Genomic DNA, 18,001 nt, shown 5'->3' with positions numbered 1-18,001 from the left:
GCGTCCGAGCAGCCGCTGGCCGGAGCCCGATACGGTCGGACCATGACCGATCAGCACCCGGCGCTCTCCCTTCGTGGTCTGGCCAAGCGCTTCGACACCAAGGTCGCTGTGGCGGGCGTCGACCTCGCCGTGCCGACCGGCTCGTTCTACGGCCTGCTCGGACCGAACGGAGCGGGCAAGACCACCACCCTCTCCATGGCCGTCGGCCTGCTGCGGCCCGACGCCGGTGAGGCGCGGGTGCTCGGGTACGACGTCTGGGCCGACCCGGTCCGGGCCAAGAGCCTGCTCGGCGTGATGCCGGACGGCGTACGACTCTTCGACCGGCTGAGCGGGGCGGAACTGCTGGCGTACCACGGTCTGCTGCGCGGCATGGACCCGGCGGTGGTCGACCAGCGGGCGGCGGAGCTGCTCGACGTGCTGGCGCTCTCCGACGCCGGCCGCACGCTCGTGGTCGACTACTCGGCGGGCATGAAGAAGAAGATCGGGCTGGCCTGCGCGCTGCTGCACGGTCCGCGCCTGCTGGTGCTGGACGAGCCGTTCGAGGCGGTCGACCCGGTCTCGGCGGCGCTCATCCGCGACATCCTGCACCGGTACGTCGGCGGCGGCGGCACGGTGATCTTCTCCAGCCATGTGATGGAGGTGGTCGAGCGGCTCTGCTCCCACGTGGCGATCCTGGCCGAGGGCCGGATCAAGCAGGTCGGCACGCTGGCCGAGGTGCGCGGCGACCGGTCGCTGGAGGACGTCTTCGTGGAGGTGGTCGGCGGCCGGACCGCGACCGGCGAGGAGCTGTCGTGGCTGTCCCGGTGACCGTCCCCGAGCGTCCGGCCCGGCGCGTGTCGCCCTGGCACTTCGTCCGGCTCAAGCTGCGGGTGCTCGGCAACAACTTCCGGGGCCAGACCTGGCGGGTCGCGCTGTTCGTCCTCGGCCTGCTGTTCGGGCTCTGGTTCGCCGCCGTCGGGTTCTTCCTGCTGGCCGCGCCGGGGCTGGCCGGTGAGTCCCGGTACGCGCTGATGATCGCCGCCTTCGGCGGTGGCGTGCTGACGCTCGGCTGGCTGCTCCTGCCGCTCGTCTTCTTCGGCGTGGACGAGACGCTCGACCCGGCCCGGTTCGCGCTGCTGCCGCTGTCCCGCCGCACCCTGGTCACCGGCCTGCTGGCCGCCGCCCTGGTCAGCGTGCCGGCCCTGGCGACGGCGATCACGGCGGCCGGGCTGGTGGTCACCGCCGGCGCGCTCGGCGGATGGGCCGCCGCCCTGGCCGGCGCGCTCGGCGTGGTCCTCGGGCTGCTCGTCTGCCTGGCCGGCGCCCGCGCGATCACGAGCGCGTTCGCGACGATGCTGCGCTCACGCCGGGTACGCGACCTGGCCGCCGTGCTGCTCGCGGTGCTGGCCGCCCTGCTCGGGCCGTTGCAGTTGCTGGTGCTCGCCGCGGTACGGCAGACCGACTGGGACCGGCTGGACGGCGTGGCCCGGGTGGTCGGCTGGACGCCGTTCGGCGCACCGTGGACCGCCGGTGTCGACGTGGCGGAGGGCCGGGCCGGCGCCGCCGTGGTGAAGCTGCTGATCGCGGTCGCGACGCTCGGCGTACTCCTGCTCTGGTGGTCGCGGTCGCTGGAGTCGGCGATGGTGGGCACGGCGAGCAGCGGCCCCGCGCGGACGCCGCGCGGCGTGGCCGGTGGTGCGGTCGCGCAACTCTTCCCCCGCGCGGTGGGCTGGACCCGGCGGGACCGGTTCGGCGCGCTCGTCGCCCGCGAGTGCCGCTACTGGTGGCGGGACGCCCGGCGACGGGCCAACCTGATCACCGTCGCCGTGGTCGGTGTGTTCGTGCCGCTGATGGTCAACCTCGGCGGCCCCGCGTTCCTGTCCGAGGGCGGCGCGGCGTTCGAGCAGGCCACCGCCGACTCCTCGCCGGCGCTGGTCAGCCTCACCATGATCTTCGTCGGGGCGCTCGCGTCGGTGACGCTCGCCAACCAGTTCGGCTTCGACGGCAGCTCGTACGCCGCGAACCTGGTCGCTGGTGTGCCCGGCCGGGTGGAGCTGCGGGCCCGGATGGCCGCGTTCTCGATCTACGTGGTGCCGATGCTCGTCGTGATCGCGGTCGCGCTGGCGGTCGTCCTCGGCCGGCCCGAATGGCTCGGGGTCATGGGTGGCGCGTTGTTCGCCGCGTACGGCTGCGGGCTGGCGATCAACGCGTTCGTCTCCGTGCTCGGCGCGTACTCGCTGCCCGAGTCGAGCAACCCGTTCGCCATGAACAGCGGAGCCGGATTCACCAAGGGCCTGCTCACCCTGGTCTCCATGGTCGGCTCGGCTGTGGTGGCGGTGCCGTTCGTGGTGGCCGCCGCGCTACTGGGCGACGTGTGGCTCTGGCTGGCGCTGCCGGTCGGCCTGGCGTACGGCGGAGGCGCGGCACTGCTCGGCGCGTACATGGCGGGAGACACGCTCGACCACCGGCAGCCGGAGCTGCTGGCCGCTGTCACGCCGAGGCGCTGATGCCTGTCGTCGAAGCGGTCACCACGGTCCCGGTCCCGCCGGAGCTGGCGTTCGCCGTCTCCCAGACCACCGCCCCGGTGCGGTACCGCTGGGATCCGTTCGTCCGCGAGCAGCACTTCGTCGACGGCGCGACGCGGCCCGGCCGGGGCGTGCGCACGTACACCCGGTCCCGGCACGGCCTGGTCATGGTCAGCGAGTACGTCTCCTGGTCGCCGCCGACCAACGTCGGCATGAAGATGGTGCGCGGACCGTGGTTCTTCGAGCGGTTCGGCGGCGGCTGGCGCTTCGCGCCCGGCCCGGAGCCCGGCACCACGATCGCGACGTGGCGGTACAACTTCCGCTGCCGGCCGGCGTTCCTGCGGCCGGTCGCCGAGCGGATCGGGGGGTGGTTGCTCGGGCGCGACATCCGCCGCCGCATCGCCGGGTACGCGGCCGGCTGCGCCGACCCGGAGGTGCTGGCCGCCGCCCGCCGCCTGCTCGCCGACGACTGATCCGCGCGCCCCGGGCTGCCGTCAGGCGGTGCGGCGCATCGCCGCGTAGACGTGGTGGCCGTCGCCGACGCTGGTCATGGTGACCAGCTCCCAGCCGTAGTTCGACAGGTGCTCGACCGCTTCCATCAGCGGCTGGAACGCCCTGCGGCCCCAGGTGTTGTTCGCCCTGACCAGCAGGTGCCGGTGTGGATAGGCACGCAGGTCGACCTGACCGCCCAGGATGGCGTCGGCGGCGACGACCCGTTCCTGGGCGAGCTGCTGCGGTGGGATGAGAGCCATGCCCGGCAGGGTAGGGCGTTCCGTCGAACCTCGCCCGGGGACGGGCGGCACAATGTTTCACGTGAATCCAGAGCCGGGCGCGCAGATCCACTCCACCGATCCGTTCGCGGCGCCGGCCGCGCAACGCTCGCCGGTACGCCGGCTGCGCGGACGGCTGGCCGCCCCGGTGACGCTCTGGACCGCGCCCGGTCCGGAGGGGCTGACCGTCTCCTCCACGCTCGTGGCCGAGGGCGAGCCGGACCGCCTGCTGGGCCTGATCGACCCGGAGTCGGACCTGTGGGCGGCCATCGAGGAGGCGGGACGGTTCGCGGTGGCCCCGCTGGGCCCGCAGCACCGGCAGCTCGCCGACCGCTTCGCCGGCCTGTTCCCGTCACCCGGCGGTCTGTTCGCGCTGGACACCTGGACCGAGACGCCGTACGGCCCGGTGCCCTCGGACGCAGGCGGCTGGGCGGGCTGCCGCCTCACCGCCGCCCGCGAGTACGGCTGGAGCCTGCTGGTCGAGGCCACGATCGAGTCGGTGGACCTGCCCCGGGACACGCCCCCGTTGCTGCACTACCGAGGCCGCTACCACGACCTCCCCGGCTGACCCCCTTGCTCCGACGATCATGAAGTTGACCGCATTCGGCGTCCGATTTGTCGCCGCCAACTTCATGATCAACCGGGTTGGGGTGACCGGTTAGCGGAGTGACGTGAGTCACTGGGCGCAGTGGGAGTGCCGTTCGGCGCAGCCGTTCGCCGCCCGGCGGCGGAGCCTTCCCGGGCCGGGAGCGCGCTCTCTACCGTGCGCGAAACTTCCCCCACGCCTGCGAAGGTGGTGATCCACAGATGTCCACGGACACACCCGCGTCCGCACCCGCCGAGTCGGCGGCGGAACGGTACCTCGCCGTCCAGCGGTCGGACGAGTTCGCCGGGTTGCGTCGCGCGCTACGCGGCTTCGTCTTCCCGATGACCGTCGCGTTCTTCCTGTGGTACGCGCTCTACGTCATCCTCTCCGCGTACGCGCGGGGATTCATGGGCACGAAGCTCATCGGCAACATCAACGTCGCCCTGGTCTTCGGCCTGCTCCAGTTCGTCTCCACGTTCGTCATCGCCTGGCTCTACTCGCGGTTCGCCAGCCGCCGGATCGACCCGGTCGCCGACCGGATCCGCGACGAGATCGGGGAGGTGACCCATGAACACGGTCCTCGCGGCTGAGGCGGGCAGCACGACCGCCCGGAACCTCACCATCACGCTGTTCCTGGTCTTCGTGGCGATCACGCTGGCGATCACCGTCTGGGCCAGCCGGCAGACCAAGACCGCCACCGACTTCTACGCCGGCGGCCGGTCCTTCTCCGGCTTCCAGAACGGCATGGCGATCGGCGGCGACTACATGTCGGCGGCGTCCTTCCTGGGCATCGCCGGCATCATCGCGCTCTACGGCTACGACGGCTTCCTCTACTCGATCGGCTTCCTGGTCGCCTGGCTGGTGGCGCTTCTGCTCGTGGCCGAGCTGCTGCGCAACTCCGGCCGGTACACGATGGCGGACGTCCTGGCGTTCCGGATGCGGCAGCGGCCGGTCCGGACCGCGGCGGCGGTCTCCACCATCACCGTGTCGATCTTCTACCTGCTGGCCCAGATGGTCGGCGCCGGCGCGCTCGTCGCCCTGCTGCTCGGCATCAAGCCGGACACCACGTTCCTCGGCATGGACGCCGACACCGCCAAGGTCGCCACCATCATCATGGTCGGCGCCCTGATGATCATCTACGTGACGGTCGGCGGCATGAAGGGCACCACCTACGTGCAGATCGTCAAGGCGTTCCTGCTGATGGGCGGCGCGCTGGCGATGACGCTTCTGGTGCTCGCCAAGTACAAGTTCAACCTGTCCTCGCTGCTCGGTGACGCGGCCAGCGCCTCGGGCAAGGGAGCGGCGTTCCTCGAACCCGGATTGCGCTACGGCGTGGAGACACCCGGCGACGCGCTGAAGACGTTCTACAGCAAGATGGACCTGCTCTCGCTGGGCATCGCGCTGGTCCTCGGCACGGCCGGCCTGCCGCACATCCTGATCCGCTTCTACACCGTGCCGACCGCGCGGGCGGCCCGCAAGAGCGTGCTCTGGGCGATCGGCATCATCGGCACGTTCTACCTGCTCACCCTGGCGCTCGGCTTCGGCGCGGCGGCGATCGTCGGCGGGTCGGAGATCACCGCGCAGGACAAGGCGGGCAACACCGCCGCGCCACAGCTCGCCGAGAAGCTGGGAGAGCAGTTCCTCGGCGGAGACCTGGGCGGCGCGACACTGCTGGCGATCATCGCAGCGGTCGCGTTCGCCACCATCCTCGCCGTGGTCGCCGGGTTGACGTTGGCGTCGTCGTCCAGCCTGGCGCACGACTTCTACGCCAACGTGGTGAAGAAGGGTGAGGCGTCGGAGCGGCAGGAGGTGACAGTCGCCCGGATCTCCGCGCTGGTGATCGGCGCGGTCTCGATCGTCCTGTCGATCTACGCGCAGAACCTGAACGTGGCGTTCCTGGTCGCGCTGGCGTTCGCGGTCGCCGCCTCGGGCAACCTGCCGGCGATCCTCTACAGCCTGTTCTGGAAGCGGTTCAACACGTCGGGCGCGGTCTGGGCGATCTACGGCGGCCTGCTCGCCGCCGTGGTGCTCGTCTTCTTCTCGCCGGTCGTCTCCGGCGCGCCGACGGCGATGTTCCCCGACCACGACTGGCAGTGGTTCCCGCTGTCGAACCCGGGCATCATCTCGATCCCGTTCGGCTTCCTGTGCGGCTGGCTCGGCACGATCCTGTCCAAGGAGAGCGACGAGGAGAAGTACGCGGAGCTGGAGGTGCGCTCGCTCACCGGAGCCGGCGCCCACTGAGCATCACTGTCGAGCGGGGCCCCTGCCTTACGCGGGGGCCCCGCCTCGCGTGTATAGGCTGACCGCCATGAAGGTCGCTCCCCGCTTCGGAACCGGACACCGCATCCTCGTCACCGGCGGCGCCGGTTTCGTCCCGTCCCACCTGGTCGACCGGCTCGTCGAGCGCGGGTGCGACGTCGTGGTGCTGGACAACTTCGTCACCGGGTCCAAGGACAACGTCGCCCACCTGCTGGACCGGCCGACCTTCACGCTCGTCGAGGCGGACATCTCCGACGGCCTGCCGAACCACCCGGCGATGGCCGAGCGGTTCGACGCGATCCTGCACATGGCGTCCCCGGCCAGCCCCACCGACTTCGAGAAGCTGCCGGTCGAGATCCTCCGGGTCGGCTCGGTGGCCACGCTGGCGCTGCTGGAGCGGGCCACCGACGACGGCGCGCGGTTCCTGATGGCCTCCACCTCCGAGGCGTACGGCGACCCGAAGGAGCACCCGCAGCGCGAGACGTACTGGGGCAACGTCAACCCGATCGGCATCCGGAGCGTCTACGACGAGGCGAAGCGCTTCTCCGAGGCGGCCACCATGGCCTACCACCGCAGCCGGGGCACGGACACCGCGATCGTGCGGATCTTCAACACGTACGGTCCCCGGATGCGCCCGGACGACGGCCGGGCCATCCCGACGTTCATCTCCCAGGCGCTGCGCGGCGAGCCGATCACGGTGCACGGCACCGGCAACCAGACCCGCTCGATCTGCTACGTCGACGACCTGGTGCGCGGCATCCTGCTGCTGCTCGACTCGACCGAGACCGGCCCGATCAACTGCGGCACCGAGCACGAGATGTCGATGCGGCAACTTGCCGAGACGATCGTGTCACTCACCGGAAGCACGTCCGAGGTGAGTTACATCACTCGCGCTTCCGACGACCCGGAGATGCGCCGCCCGGACCTGACCCTCGCCCGCGAACTGCTCGGATACGAGCCGAGCGTCACGCCCGAAGACGGCCTCCGACGCACGATCGAGTACTTCCGCGGGCGGCTCGGGTACTGAACCCGGCGGGGACGCGGCTGACATCGGCGCGCGTACGAGGGCGTCGGTGGCCCGGCCGACCTACCCTCGGTTACATGTCAGCGACCTCGTCTGCCGGCGCCCCGATCCCCCGACACCTGAGCCGGGGCGCGGGCCGCGCCCAGGTTCCGGGCTCCGACCGGGCCGCCACCGGGCGCGCCCGGCCCTCGGAAACCAGGTGGTACCCCGCACACGACGAGGCGCCCCGCTCGGGCGGTCCCGGCGGTCCGGTGGGGCCGACCGGCCCCGGTGGTCCTGGGGGCGACGGTCCAGGCGGGTCCGGCCGGCGGGGCCCCCGGCCGCGCTGGGGGCGCATCGGCCTGGTGGCCGGCGTGGCGGTGCTGGTGCTGGCGCTGCTCGGCGGCCTCGGCGCCTGGTTCTACGCCCGCAACCTGGACGACGACCTGGCCCGCACCGACCCGTTCGCCGGGATCACCGGGGGCCGGCCGGCCAAGCAGGTCGACGGCGCGTTCAACATCCTGCTCGTGGGCAGCGACTCACGGGATCCGGACGCCCCGGTCGACGGGAGCGGCAAGTGGCGTGCGGACACCGTGATCGTCATGCACATCCCGGCCGACCACAAGAGCGCCTACCTGGTCTCGGTGCCGCGTGACCTGTACGTGCCGATCCCGGAGAGCGCGGGCGCGTCCTGCGACTCCGGTTCGCGCAACAAGATCAACGCGGCGTTCGCGTTCGGTGGTCTGCCGCTCGCGGTGAAGACCGTCGAGTGCTTCACCGACGTACGGATCGACCACGTCATGGCCATCGACTTCGGCGGCTTCAAGGAGGTCACCGACGCCCTCGGCGGGGTGGACCTCAAGGTCGAGCGGACCGTCACCTCGATCCACAAGCCGTACCGGACGTTCACCAAGGGCGTGAACCACATGAACGGCGCCGAGGCGCTGGACTGGGTCCGGCAGCGCAAGCAGTTCCCGGACGGCGACTTCGCCCGGATGCGGCACCAGCAGGAGTTCCTGAAGGCGCTGATGGACAAGGCCGCGAGCACCGGCACGCTCACCAACCCGAAGAAGTTGAACGACTTCCTCAAGGCGGTGACCGCCGCCGTCACGGTCGACCAGGGATTCTCGTTGACCGACATGGCAGTGCAGTTCCGCAGCCTGCGGGGCGAGAACCTGACGTTCGTCACCAGCCCGCACCTGGGCGGCCAGACCATCGACGGGCAGTCCGTGGTGGTCTCCGACCGGGAGAAGGCGCTGGCGATGTACAAGGCCATCGCCGCGGACCGGATGGCCGAGTGGATGCAGGCCAACCAGAAGGGTTCGGGCGACAGCGCGGGCGGCTGACGCCGGCACGACATGACCGGTCTCTCGCGCTAGGACCTCGCCACCACGGAGGCCAACCGCCGACCGGCTCCTTACCCCTGCCCGTTCGGTCACAACCAAAAGGTGTTGGCCGGTATTGACGGGAATTGCGCCCCTACGAGGTCGCGAGAACGGGAACAGATACGTAAAGTGGTCCCGCCCCCGATCACCGAGCTGGAGCACGCATGTCGGTCCAGACCAGCCGTCGCCCGCAGTCACCGGCACCCGGATCATCCGGGCGGGTCCCTCCGGTCATCCCCACACAGCCCGGTTCCGGCGGTCGCGGCCCGGGCGGTGGCAAGAAGAAGCGCACCAAGCGCAAGGACCCGCTCTGGGCGAAGCTCACGCTTGTGCTCGGCGCGGTGCTGATGGTGACCAGCGGCGTCGCGATCGTCGGCAGCAAGGCGGTCATCGGCCAGGCCACCGACAACATCGCCCAGCGCAACCTGCTCGGCGGAGCGGGCAAGAGCGAGGCCGAGGGCGGCAACAGCCTCGAAGGCCCGATCGACATGCTGCTGCTCGGTGTGGACGCCCGCGAGCGCTGGGCGGCCGACGACGTCCGGTCGGACACGATCATCATCCTGCACATCCCGGCCAGCCACGACCAGGCGTACCTGATCTCGATCCCCCGGGACACCGAGGCGCGTATCCCGGCGTTCGAGAAGAGCGGCTATCGGGGCGGCACCGACAAGATCAACGCGGCCTTCTTCCACGGCGCCCAGAACGGCGGCGGCTGGGAGGGCGGCGCCCAGTTGATGGCCAAGACGATCAAGTCGATGACCGGCATCGGCTTCGACGGCGCCGCGATCATCAACTTCGGCGGCTTCAAGAGCGTGATCGACGCGCTCGGCTCGGTGCGGATCTGCGTCAGCCACGAGGTCAAGTCGCACCACATGTCGTACGTCGACGGCAAGGCGATGTGGAACGCCGACGCGAAGAAGACCGGCAAGCCATACAAGGCAGTGGTGCACAAGAAGGGCTGCCGGGAGATGGAGGGCTGGGAGGCGCTCGACTACTCCCGCCAGCGCTACGGCCTGCCGAACAGCGACTACGACCGGCAGCAGAACCAGCAGCAGCTGATCAAGGCGATGGCCAAGAAGGCCACCGAGGGCGGCATGCTGACCAACCCGCTCAAGCTGAACTCGCTGATGAAGGCCGCGGGCAAGGCGTTCGTCCTGGACACCGGCGGCGTGCCGATCGCCGACTTCATCTTCACGCTCAAGAACCTCAACGGGAACGACCTGGTCACCCTGCGGACCAACGGGGGAACGTTCGCCGGCAACAGCAACGGCCGGGAGACGTTCAACGAGACGACCATGGACATGTTCCAGGCGGTCAAGAACGACAAGCTGGCCGACTTCGTGGTGAACAACCCGGACGTCCTGTCCACCCGGAAATGACCCGCTGACCTGCGCGAAAGCGGTAACGGTCGGCCGATCCCCCCGTAGCCTGACGTGAGCGGGTCTCATGTCGCGGCTACGGGGGGATCGTCACGTCCAGGCCAGCACGGAACCGACGCGGGCGGGGTGGACCCGCCCGCTGGGCCCGGTTCCTGCTCGGCACCGGCCTCGTACTGGTCCTGCTGGCCACGCTCGGCGTCGCCGGGCTGCACTGGCTCACCTCGCGCTACGACCGCACCGTCGCCAAGGAGCAACTGCTCGACCCGGCCGCCCGGAACAAGCGGACAGACCTGGACGGCGCGCTCAACTACCTGCTGATCGGCTCGGACCACCGGCCCGGCGCGAACCCGGAGGACCAGCGCTCCGACAGCATCCTGATCGTGCACGTGCCCGCCGGGATGCGGCAGGCGTACCTGATCTCCGTGCCGCGCGACCTGCTGGTGGCGCTCCCCGCGGCGCCCGGCTTCCCCGGCGGCCAGGACAAGGTCAACGCCGCGTACGAGCACGGCGGCGGCGGTGAGGGCGGCGCACGGCTGCTCAGCACCACCCTGAGCCGGCTCACCGGAATCCGCTTCGACGGCGCGGCACTCGTCGACTTCTCCGGCTTCAAGCAGGTGATCGACCAGCTCGGCGGCATCCGGATGTGCGTGGACACGCCGGTGCGCTCGATCCACACCCGGCAGCAGTTCGACACCGGCTGCCAGCAGATGGACGGCGCGCGGACGCTCGACTACGTGCGGCAGCGCTACGACCTGCCCGGCGGCGACTACGACCGGCAGCGGCACCAGCAGCAGATGCTGCGGGCGGTGCTCGACCGGGCGGGCGAGACGCGGCTGCGCAGCGACCCGGTCAAGCTGGACCGGGTGCTCCGCGCGGCCGGCGGGGCGCTGACCGTGGACACCAACGGCGTACCCCTGGACGAGCTGCTGTTCGCGCTGCGCGGCCTGCCCGCGGACGCCCTGCGCGGGGTCCAGGTGCCCTCCTACCCGCAGACCATCGACGGCGTCTCGTACGTGGTGCTGGACAACGGCGGCGGCGGACTGTTCACCGCGCTGCGCGACACGCGCGTGCCGGAATGGGCCGGCGCCAACCCGCGCTGGGTCAACCGGCTCTGAGCGACGAGGACGACTAGGCTTGGTGACCGTGTTCGGAGCCTCACTACCCAGCGTCCCCGCGTCGGCCGTGCCCGACGACGTCTACCTGCTCGACGTCCGGGAGGACGACGAGTGGGCCGCCGGCCACGCGCCGGCCGCCCATCACCTGCCGATGACCGAGCTGCCCGCCCGGCTCGCCGAGATCCCGCAGGACCGCGACGTGGCGGTGATCTGCCGGGCCGGTGGCCGCTCCGCCCAGGTGGTCGGCTACCTGCTGCGCAACGGCTGGGACCAGGTGCGCAACGTCGACGGCGGAATGGGCGACTGGGCCGCCGCCGGCCGCCCGGTGGTCACCGACGACGGGCAGCCGGGCCGGGTCGCCTGAGTCGGTGACGCGGCCATGACCGTCCCCCTGGTCTTCGCCCATCGCGGCGCCTCGTACGACCTGCCGGAGCACACGCTCGCCGCCTACCTGCGCGCTCTCGACGAGGGCGCGGACGGGCTGGAGTGCGACGTCCGGCTGACCCGCGACGGGCACCTGGTCTGCGTGCACGACCGCCGGCTGGACCGCACCAGCAACGGCCGTGGGCTGGTCAGCGCGCGGACGCTCGCCGAGCTGGAGGCGCTCGACTTCGGCTCCTGGCATCGTGCCGCGACGCTGGCCGAGGACGACGCGCCGCTCGACGAGTCGCACACCCGGCTGCTCACGCTGGAGCGGCTGCTCGACGCGGTGCTGGCCGCCGGGCGGCCGGTCCGGCTGCTGATCGAGACCAAGCACCCGTCCCGCTACCGGGGCGAGGTCGAGCGCCGCCTGGTCGAGATGCTGCGCCGGTACGGGCTGGCCGAGCCCCGCCCGGACCATCCCGTCCAGGTGACCGTGATGTCGTTCTCGCCGCTCGCCGTACGCCGGATCCGGGAACTCGCGCCGGCGCTGCCCACGGTGCTGCTGCTGGAGGTGCTGCCGCGCCTGCTGCCGCTGGGCCGGCTGCCGTTCGGCGCCCGGATCGCCGGCCCCGGTGTGGCCCTCGTCCGGACCCGCCCACGGCTGGTCCCCGCGCTGCGTGCCGCCGGCAACTCGGTGTACGTGTGGACCGTCAACGAGCCGGAGGACCTGGAACTCGTGCTCGAAGCCGGCGTGGACGGGGTGATCACGGACCGGCCGGCCCACGCGCTGGCCCGGTTGGGCCGGTGAGCCCCGTCGATCGGTACCGGGGACGGTCGACCGGCGGGGGGTGTCCCGGACGCGGACGGCGCGGCACACTCGGGACATGCCGGAGCGAACCGATTACCCCGCCTTCATCGCCGGCCACACCGCAGTGATCAACATGATCAACTCGGGCGAGTCCGGTCTCGCCGTGCTCACCCGTCTGCTCCGCGAGGTCGAACCGACGGTCGGCGCGGCCGGCCTGGTCTTCGTGGAGTTCACCTCGGCCGGGGGCCGGGTGATCGCGGCGACCGGCAGCGCCGAGTTCGTCCTCGGCCGCCCGCTGCCCGCCAGCGACCCGGCCACCGTCTGCCTGCTCGCCGGCCCGCCGGTGCGGGAGTTCCGGGTCGACGCGATCCCCGGTGCGCTCGCCGACGAGGTCGCCGGCCGGGGCCTCTGCCGGATGATCGTGGCACGCGCGGAGATCGGCGGGCTCACAGTCGGCAGCCTGCACGCGCTCTACCGGCTGGGCGAGCCGCTGCAACCCGCGCAACGCGCCGTCATCGGCTACATCGCCGCATGCGTCGCCCACATGTACGGCGACCAGACCGGCCTGCCCGTACACGGGGACGGCCCGGTCGTGGCGGCGCTCGCCGACGGGCTCGCGGTGGTGGACCGGGACGGGCGGGTCCGGCTCTGGAACCCGGCCGCGGTCCAGGTGACCGGCCGGCCGGCGGAGGAGGCGCTGGGCCGTCCGCTGCCGTTCCCGCTGCCGCCGCCCGGCCAGGTGCTCGACCACCGGCTGCCGGACGGCCGCTGGCTGCGGATCACCTCCGGCGAGCTGCCCGGCCCGAACGCGTTGCGGGTGGTCAGCTTCCGCGACACCACCGACCAGCAGCGGCGCGACCACGACCGGGACCTGTTCGTCGCGGTGACCAGCCACGAGCTGCGTACCCCGGTCACCGTCATCAAGGGGTACGCGGACACGCTCACCGACCACTGGGACTCGCTGAGCGACGCCGACCGGAGGCAGGCCGCCCGGATCATCGGCCAGCGCGCGAACGAACTGGCCCGCCTGGTCGACCGGCTGCTGACCGCCGCCACGGAGAACCGGCCCGGCGGTGAACCGGCCGCGCCGTTCGACCTGGTCGACGCCCTGCGCGCGGCGGTGGTCGACCTGCCGGCCGACGTCCGGCACCGGGTCGTGCTCGACCTCCCCGCCGACCTGCCCAAGGCGCTCGGTGACCGGCACAGCCTCGCCACGGTGCTCACCGAGCTGGGCACCAACGCCGGGAAGTACTCGCTGCCGGACACGCCGATCGAGATCACCGCCGAGGCGAACGAGCGGACCGTCTCGTTCCGGGTGGCCGACCGGGGCATCGGCATCCGGCCGGAGCACGTGGAGCGGGCCTTCGACCGGTTCTGGCAGGGCGAGTCCGGCGACCGCCGCCGGTATCCCGGTGCCGGGCTCGGTCTCTATCTCGTCCGCCAGATCGTTGAACAGCAGAATGGATGGGTATCCCTCCGGCCCAGAGCCGGTGGCGGTACGGTCGCAGAGGTGCGGCTGCCCCGGGGTTGACCGGGGCGCTCACGGGCGGGGAAGGAACGACGTGTCGACTGGTCCGGCCGAACGGTCGTGGTGCGTGGTGGTGCCCCACGACGCCACCGGCGCGCGCCTGGCCCGGCACCGGCTCGCCGACGAGCTGACCGATGTCGTACCCCCGGTCCTGGTGGCCGACCTGGTCGCGGTCCTCGCCGAACTGGTCGGCAACGCGGTCCGGCACGCCGACGCGCTGCCCGGCGGCGTCGTCCGGGTCGCCTGGCGGCTGCGGGTGACCGAGCGGGGGCCGAGTGTCGAACTCCGGGTCACCGACGGCGGTTCCGGCGCCGGCCCGTGCATGCGTACCGCCTCGCCGGACGCGGCGGACGGGCGGGGACTGCACATCGTCGCCGGGCTGGCCAGCGGCTGGGGCGTGGAGCGCGACGGGCTGGGCCAGAGCGTGTGGGCCCGGTTCGACCCGGTCCCGGTGCAGCGGACGGACCTGGTCGCCGCCGGCTGACCGACGCGGCGGGCGGGTCCGGCACCCACCGCCGAGGCCCGGCATCTAGGCTGTCTCGCCATGAGCGAGCGGAGCGGAGCGGGCGCATGAGCAAGCGTCGGAAGAACCAGCGGGCCGTCGAGGCCACCCCGAAGCGGGAGAAGGTGCGCGACGTCTTCGTGCCCCGGCCGTTCGAGGGCCTCGCCGACGAGCCGGAGTGGATCGCCCTGCGCGAGCTGGTCCCGGCCGCGTCCGCGCCGCTGCGGCTGACCCCGGAACTGGTCGAGGAGTACGGCGACCGGCCGGTCACGCTGGCCACCGTGCTGCCGATGGCCGCCCCGGCGATGACCAAGCCGGACGGGCGGGTCTTCATCGGCCTGCAACGGCACCAGCAGTCCGGCGACGTCTCCCGTGACCTGGCCGACGCGCTGATCTCCGCGCTGCGGACCGAGCCGGGCGGCCAGGTGAGCGTGCCGCCGCTGCCCGGGCCGGGCCCTCGCCTCCAGGACATCCTGGTGGACGGCCCGCTGGAGATCAGCATGCACGACGGGTTCGACTTCTGGCTCGACCCGGGCGCCGCCGACGACCCGAACGTCCAGGCATCCCTGGAGCGGGCCAACTCGGCGATCTACCCGACCGTGAAGCTGGCCGCGGCGCGGGCCGCGTACTGGTGCCAGGTGCCGGAGAAGGCCCACGTGCGCCTGGTCCTGCCGGACGACGAGGACGCCGCACTGGACGCCTTGTCCCGGCTCGCCGCCGCGGGCGCGCTGACGCTCGGCGACGACACGAAGTTCGCGGGCATGTTCCGGGCGCACGGCCGCCTCGCGCCGGTCTGGGACCTGCCGGAGGACACCCCGGCCGCCGAGTGGGAGGCGCCGGTGGCGGAGTTCGCCAAGCGCTACGCCGAGGCGGTCGCGGAGCGGGAGCCGCTCGACGCGGCCGGCCGACGGGTCCGCCAGGGGCTGCTCGGCCGCCAGCTGACGCTGCGCTGACGTCTCCGGGTCAGGCGCGCCCGCCCTTCTCCCGCACCAGCGGGCAGGACATGCAGCGCGGGCCACCCCGCCCGGAGCCCAGCTCCGACCCGGCGATGGCGATCACCTCGATGCCGGCGCGTTCCAGTTGCGCGTTGGTCTCCACGTTGCGCTCGTAGCCGACGCAGAGCCGGGGCGCGAGCGCGAGCGTGTTGTTTCCGTCGTCCCACTGCTCGCGTTCGGCGGTGACCGGGTCGAGGCCGGTGTCGATCACCCGGAGCTGGTCGAGGTCCATCGCGTCGGCTGCGGCCCGCAGGAACGGCGCCGGGCCGTCGACCCGCAGGTCGTCGCCGTCCGCGCCGGCGATGACCGTGTACGCGGACAGTTGGTCGGCGACGTTCGCGTACATCAGTACGGCGTCGACGTCGACCATGGTGCAGATCGTGTCCAGGTGCATGGTGGCGCGCTCCTGCGCGATCGGCACCACCAGGATGGTGTGCGCCAGCCCGGCCGCGAACACCTGCCGGGCCAGCCGTTCCGCACCGGCCGGGGTGGTGCGCTCGCCGACGCCGACGGCGAGCACCCCCGGCGCGAGCAGCAGCACGTCGCCGCCCTCCAGGTGCTCCAGCCGCGGGTGGTAGACGAACTCGGTGCCGACGAAACGCGGGTGGTAGCGGTAGATCGCGTCGGTGAGCGTGGTCTCCCGCCGCCGGGCCGGCATGGCCAGGCTTGTCACACCGACCCGGTCGCCGATCCAGACCGACGAGTCGCGGGTGAACAGCAGGTTGGGCAGCGGGTCGATGACGAAGTCGTGCCGGTCCATGAGCGTCCAGACCAGACCGCCGGGGCGGTCGGCGCCGATCCGCAGTTCCTCGTGTGCGAGCCCGGCGGTGAGCACGTCGGCCAGTCCGGCCGGATCGAGGTAGGTCAGATGGTCGGCGACGCGGCGCCGCAGGGTGTGGCCGAGCCGGCGGGACCGCAGCACCTGGTCGGTCAGCTCGGCCCGGGCGTCCGGCACGGCGAGCGTCTCGACCAGCAGGTCGGCCAGGTAGAGCACCTCGACCCCGCGGGACCGCAGCGCCGCCGCGAACCCGTCGTGCTCCTCCTGCGCGCGTCCCACCCATGGGATAGCGTCGAACAGGAGGCTGTCGTTGTTCCGTGGGGTGAGGCGGGCCAGTTCCGGTCCCGGGCGGTGCAGCAGCACCGTCCCGAGGCGGGCGACTTCGCTGTCCACATAGTGGGTCACCCTCGCAGCCTAGGGCAGGCTTACGCACCATCCGGAAAAGAAGTGTGAATGAATATGGCATTCATCCGCACTCACTCCGGCGGTCCAACTTGCCGAGCCCCCGGGGGCGCAACGTAGGGTAGTGGAGACATAACTTCGAGAGACCTTTTGCCGGAGGTCGCGATGACTGTCTTTCCCGCTCGTCAAGCCGTACCGAGCAGGGCACTGCCGCCCCGCACGGTGCCGCACTCCCGGGTCGAGCCCACCTCGGTGCTCGAGCCGGCCCGACCGACTCCATTGGAGTGGGCCCGGCGTCGCCGGGCGGAGCGGGGGGCCCGCCGGTTGGAAGCGGCCGGGGCCCGCGCCCTGGGCCAGCTCGACCATCTCGGTCCCGCCTGGCACGTCATCGAGTGGCCCCGGACGGACCCGGCGGACATGCTGCTCGACCGCGCCCGCGACGACCGGGCCGGGTTCCTGGCCATCGGTCCGAGCGGCCTGTTCGCGGTCACCATCGCCGACCACGGCCGGGCCCGGGTGCTCGTGGCCGGAGACGTGGTCCAGATCAACGGCAAGCGCCCGCCGTACGTGGCGGAGGCGCGCCGGGACGCCAAGCGGGCCAGCAAGGCCCTCTCCGACGCGGTCGGCCTGCCGATCCCGGTGAGCCCGGTGCTGACGTTCGTCGGCTCCGGGGTGATCAGCGTCTACGGCCTGCCGAAGGACTGCCTCATGGCCACCCACCGCGAGCTGGACCGCCTGCTCGTGGCCGGTGGGAACCGGATCAGCCCGGCCACCGCCGAGAAGCTCTCCCGCGTCGCCCAGGCGCCGGCGACGTGGTTCAACGGCACGTACCGTCCAACCGCCGACTACCGGTGGTATGACGAGGGCCGAACGGCCGCTGACAAGCGGGCCGCCCGCCGGTAACGTCTCCGGCGACGCCACGCGGCCCACGGCACCGCCCCCGACTGGTTCCGTCGGTCCGCGCCGTCGCCGGCCGCCCGGCAGCCGATGCTTCCGCCGCACCGACCGGCTAGCGTGGACAGACCGTCGGTGTACATAGGAGGCGCGGTGGCCCACGTCGAACTCTCACTCTCGGACGTGTTCGCGCCCGCGGCATCCACCGAGCAGGAGTCCGACAACTTCGGGCAGTGGTCCGGCATGGTCTCCCGGGCCGCCGAGCCGTGCCTGCTGATCGACGAGGGCACCACTGTCGTGGCTATCTCCTCGTCCGGCTGCGACCTGCTCTGCCTGGGTGCCCCGGAGGACGTGATCGGCCTGCCGCTGCTGGAGGGCGGCCTGCGCCTGGTCGACTTCACGGCGAGCCCGAGCGAGCTGACCGAGCAGGAAACCGACAAGATCCCGCCGCTGCTCGCGCTGCACTCCGGGCGGCTCGCCCGCGGCCTGCTGCGGGTGCAGGGGCCCGGCTCCGACGCCGGCCGGACGGTCGACGCCATCTCCACGCCGGTCCTCACCGACGGCGCGGTGGTCGGCTCGCTCACCTTCCTCTCCGCGGTCTAGCTCTCCGCGGTCCGACCCGGCGCGCTTCACCCCGGCGCGCTTCACCCCGGCGCGCTTCACCCCGGGCCGGTCCTGCTCCTACTATGGCCTCGGCCCCACCACACGACGACATCCCTCGATGCCCGAG

Annotated in this window: 19 protein-coding genes; 17 read left to right on the top strand and 2 right to left on the bottom strand. The window is 72.1% G+C overall.

Annotated features, from left to right (window positions below; translation table 11 throughout):
- The first annotated feature begins 42 nt into the window (after window positions 1-42).
- From F8279_RS02455 to F8279_RS02445, 3 genes are read left to right on the top strand one after another with little or no spacing between them, the layout of a single operon-like run.
- Window positions 43-807, top strand: coding sequence for an ABC transporter ATP-binding protein (locus tag F8279_RS02455; RefSeq protein ID WP_091413368.1), 765 nt, complete (start codon window positions 43-45; stop codon window positions 805-807).
- Window positions 792-2,486: an ABC transporter permease gene (locus F8279_RS02450; protein ID WP_091413370.1), complete on the top strand. Its 1,695-nt coding sequence runs from the start codon at window positions 792-794 to the stop codon at window positions 2,484-2,486. Before F8279_RS02455 ends, F8279_RS02450 begins: the two co-directional genes overlap by 16 nt.
- Window positions 2,486-2,977 (top strand): SRPBCC family protein, encoded by a 492-nt coding sequence (locus tag F8279_RS02445; protein ID WP_091413372.1) that lies wholly within the window; start codon window positions 2,486-2,488, stop codon window positions 2,975-2,977. The genes F8279_RS02450 and F8279_RS02445 overlap by 1 nt, the downstream gene beginning before the upstream one ends.
- Window positions 2,978-2,998: 21 nt before the next feature.
- On the opposite strand, the gene F8279_RS02440 is transcribed toward F8279_RS02445, so the two are convergent.
- Complete coding sequence (locus F8279_RS02440) at window positions 2,999-3,256, bottom strand: hypothetical protein (RefSeq protein WP_047890511.1); 258 nt, start codon at window positions 3,254-3,256, stop codon at window positions 2,999-3,001.
- Here F8279_RS02440 and F8279_RS02435 point away from each other — a divergent pair.
- From F8279_RS02435 to F8279_RS02380, 12 genes are all read left to right on the top strand, one after another.
- Window positions 3,255-3,842 (top strand): flavin reductase family protein, encoded by a 588-nt coding sequence (locus F8279_RS02435; RefSeq protein ID WP_225853084.1) that lies wholly within the window; start codon window positions 3,255-3,257, stop codon window positions 3,840-3,842. The genes F8279_RS02440 and F8279_RS02435 overlap by 2 nt on opposite strands.
- A gap of 239 nt (window positions 3,843-4,081) precedes the next feature.
- Complete coding sequence (locus F8279_RS02430; protein WP_091413375.1) at window positions 4,082-4,450, top strand: DUF485 domain-containing protein; 369 nt, start codon at window positions 4,082-4,084, stop codon at window positions 4,448-4,450.
- Window positions 4,428-6,101: a cation acetate symporter gene (locus F8279_RS02425; protein ID WP_091413377.1), complete on the top strand. Its 1,674-nt coding sequence runs from the start codon at window positions 4,428-4,430 to the stop codon at window positions 6,099-6,101. Before F8279_RS02430 ends, F8279_RS02425 begins: the two co-directional genes overlap by 23 nt.
- A 67-nt stretch (window positions 6,102-6,168) precedes the next feature.
- The gene (locus F8279_RS02420) at window positions 6,169-7,146 is read left to right on the top strand and encodes an NAD-dependent epimerase/dehydratase family protein (RefSeq protein WP_091413379.1); all 978 of its coding nucleotides are present in this window, start codon (window positions 6,169-6,171) and stop codon (window positions 7,144-7,146) included.
- 74 nt (window positions 7,147-7,220) lie between these two features.
- The gene (locus F8279_RS02415) at window positions 7,221-8,468 is read left to right on the top strand and encodes an LCP family protein (protein ID WP_151498961.1); all 1,248 of its coding nucleotides are present in this window, start codon (window positions 7,221-7,223) and stop codon (window positions 8,466-8,468) included.
- Window positions 8,469-8,671: 203 nt separating this feature from the next.
- Window positions 8,672-9,886: an LCP family protein gene (locus F8279_RS02410; protein ID WP_091413384.1), complete on the top strand. Its 1,215-nt coding sequence runs from the start codon at window positions 8,672-8,674 to the stop codon at window positions 9,884-9,886.
- A gap of 179 nt (window positions 9,887-10,065) precedes the next feature.
- On the top strand, window positions 10,066-11,001 hold the full coding sequence (locus tag F8279_RS02405) for an LCP family protein (protein ID WP_175438622.1): 936 nt from the start codon (window positions 10,066-10,068) through the stop codon (window positions 10,999-11,001).
- A 28-nt stretch (window positions 11,002-11,029) separates the two neighbouring features.
- Entirely contained in the window at window positions 11,030-11,365 is a 336-nt protein-coding gene (locus tag F8279_RS02400) for a rhodanese-like domain-containing protein (RefSeq protein WP_091415937.1), read from the top strand.
- A 15-nt stretch (window positions 11,366-11,380) separates the two neighbouring features.
- Window positions 11,381-12,172 carry a glycerophosphodiester phosphodiesterase family protein gene (locus F8279_RS02395; RefSeq protein ID WP_091413388.1) on the top strand — a complete coding sequence of 264 codons (792 nt, stop codon included), beginning with the start codon at window positions 11,381-11,383 and terminating at the stop codon, window positions 12,170-12,172.
- A 76-nt stretch (window positions 12,173-12,248) separates the two neighbouring features.
- Window positions 12,249-13,703: an ATP-binding protein gene (locus tag F8279_RS02390; RefSeq protein ID WP_091413390.1), complete on the top strand. Its 1,455-nt coding sequence runs from the start codon at window positions 12,249-12,251 to the stop codon at window positions 13,701-13,703.
- Between the two features lie 31 nt (window positions 13,704-13,734).
- Window positions 13,735-14,184 carry an ATP-binding protein gene (locus F8279_RS02385; RefSeq protein WP_151498960.1) on the top strand — a complete coding sequence of 150 codons (450 nt, stop codon included), beginning with the start codon at window positions 13,735-13,737 and terminating at the stop codon, window positions 14,182-14,184.
- An 86-nt stretch (window positions 14,185-14,270) separates the two neighbouring features.
- Window positions 14,271-15,155: a DUF5926 family protein gene (locus F8279_RS02380; RefSeq protein ID WP_091413394.1), complete on the top strand. Its 885-nt coding sequence runs from the start codon at window positions 14,271-14,273 to the stop codon at window positions 15,153-15,155.
- Window positions 15,156-15,165: 10 nt separating this feature from the next.
- On the opposite strand, the gene F8279_RS02375 is transcribed toward F8279_RS02380, so the two are convergent.
- Window positions 15,166-16,380, bottom strand: a complete 1,215-nt coding sequence (locus F8279_RS02375) for an arginine deiminase (protein WP_151498959.1) — start codon at window positions 16,378-16,380, stop codon at window positions 15,166-15,168.
- A 162-nt stretch (window positions 16,381-16,542) separates the two neighbouring features.
- Between F8279_RS02375 and F8279_RS02370 the strand changes: the two genes are divergently transcribed.
- Together F8279_RS02370 and F8279_RS02365 are read left to right on the top strand one after the other, a co-directional pair.
- On the top strand, window positions 16,543-17,280 hold the full coding sequence (locus F8279_RS02370) for a hypothetical protein (RefSeq protein WP_091413399.1): 738 nt from the start codon (window positions 16,543-16,545) through the stop codon (window positions 17,278-17,280).
- A gap of 144 nt (window positions 17,281-17,424) precedes the next feature.
- Window positions 17,425-17,874 carry a hypothetical protein gene (locus F8279_RS02365; RefSeq protein ID WP_091413401.1) on the top strand — a complete coding sequence of 150 codons (450 nt, stop codon included), beginning with the start codon at window positions 17,425-17,427 and terminating at the stop codon, window positions 17,872-17,874.
- Window positions 17,875-18,001: the final 127 nt, after the last annotated feature.

This window comes from Micromonospora sp. AMSO1212t (genome assembly GCF_008868145.1).
Classification (GTDB): domain Bacteria; phylum Actinomycetota; class Actinomycetes; order Mycobacteriales; family Micromonosporaceae; genus Micromonospora; species Micromonospora tulbaghiae.
The sequence above is the reverse complement of the archived record's forward strand: the minus strand, read 5'-3'. Positions and strand labels throughout refer to the sequence as shown.

Excerpts from the sequence above, each read along its gene's own strand:
- F8279_RS02455 (WP_091413368.1), top strand. The coding sequence starts at position 43 with ATGACCGATCAGCACCCGGCGCTCTCCCTTCGTGGTCTGGCCAAGCGC.
- F8279_RS02445 (WP_091413372.1), top strand. The coding sequence starts at position 2,486 with ATGCCTGTCGTCGAAGCGGTCACCACGGTCCCGGTCCCGCCGGAGCTG.
- F8279_RS02435 (WP_225853084.1), top strand. The coding sequence starts at position 3,255 with ATGCCCGGCAGGGTAGGGCGTTCCGTCGAACCTCGCCCGGGGACGGGC.
- F8279_RS02440 (WP_047890511.1), bottom strand. The coding sequence starts at position 3,256 with ATGGCTCTCATCCCACCGCAGCAGCTCGCCCAGGAACGGGTCGTCGCC.
- F8279_RS02430 (WP_091413375.1), top strand. The coding sequence starts at position 4,082 with ATGTCCACGGACACACCCGCGTCCGCACCCGCCGAGTCGGCGGCGGAA.
- F8279_RS02425 (WP_091413377.1), top strand. The coding sequence starts at position 4,428 with ATGAACACGGTCCTCGCGGCTGAGGCGGGCAGCACGACCGCCCGGAAC.
- F8279_RS02420 (WP_091413379.1), top strand. The coding sequence starts at position 6,169 with ATGAAGGTCGCTCCCCGCTTCGGAACCGGACACCGCATCCTCGTCACC.
- F8279_RS02415 (WP_151498961.1), top strand. The coding sequence starts at position 7,221 with ATGTCAGCGACCTCGTCTGCCGGCGCCCCGATCCCCCGACACCTGAGC.
- F8279_RS02410 (WP_091413384.1), top strand. The coding sequence starts at position 8,672 with ATGTCGGTCCAGACCAGCCGTCGCCCGCAGTCACCGGCACCCGGATCA.
- F8279_RS02395 (WP_091413388.1), top strand. The coding sequence starts at position 11,381 with ATGACCGTCCCCCTGGTCTTCGCCCATCGCGGCGCCTCGTACGACCTG.
- F8279_RS02390 (WP_091413390.1), top strand. The coding sequence starts at position 12,249 with ATGCCGGAGCGAACCGATTACCCCGCCTTCATCGCCGGCCACACCGCA.
- F8279_RS02380 (WP_091413394.1), top strand. The coding sequence starts at position 14,271 with ATGAGCAAGCGTCGGAAGAACCAGCGGGCCGTCGAGGCCACCCCGAAG.
- F8279_RS02370 (WP_091413399.1), top strand. The coding sequence starts at position 16,543 with ATGACTGTCTTTCCCGCTCGTCAAGCCGTACCGAGCAGGGCACTGCCG.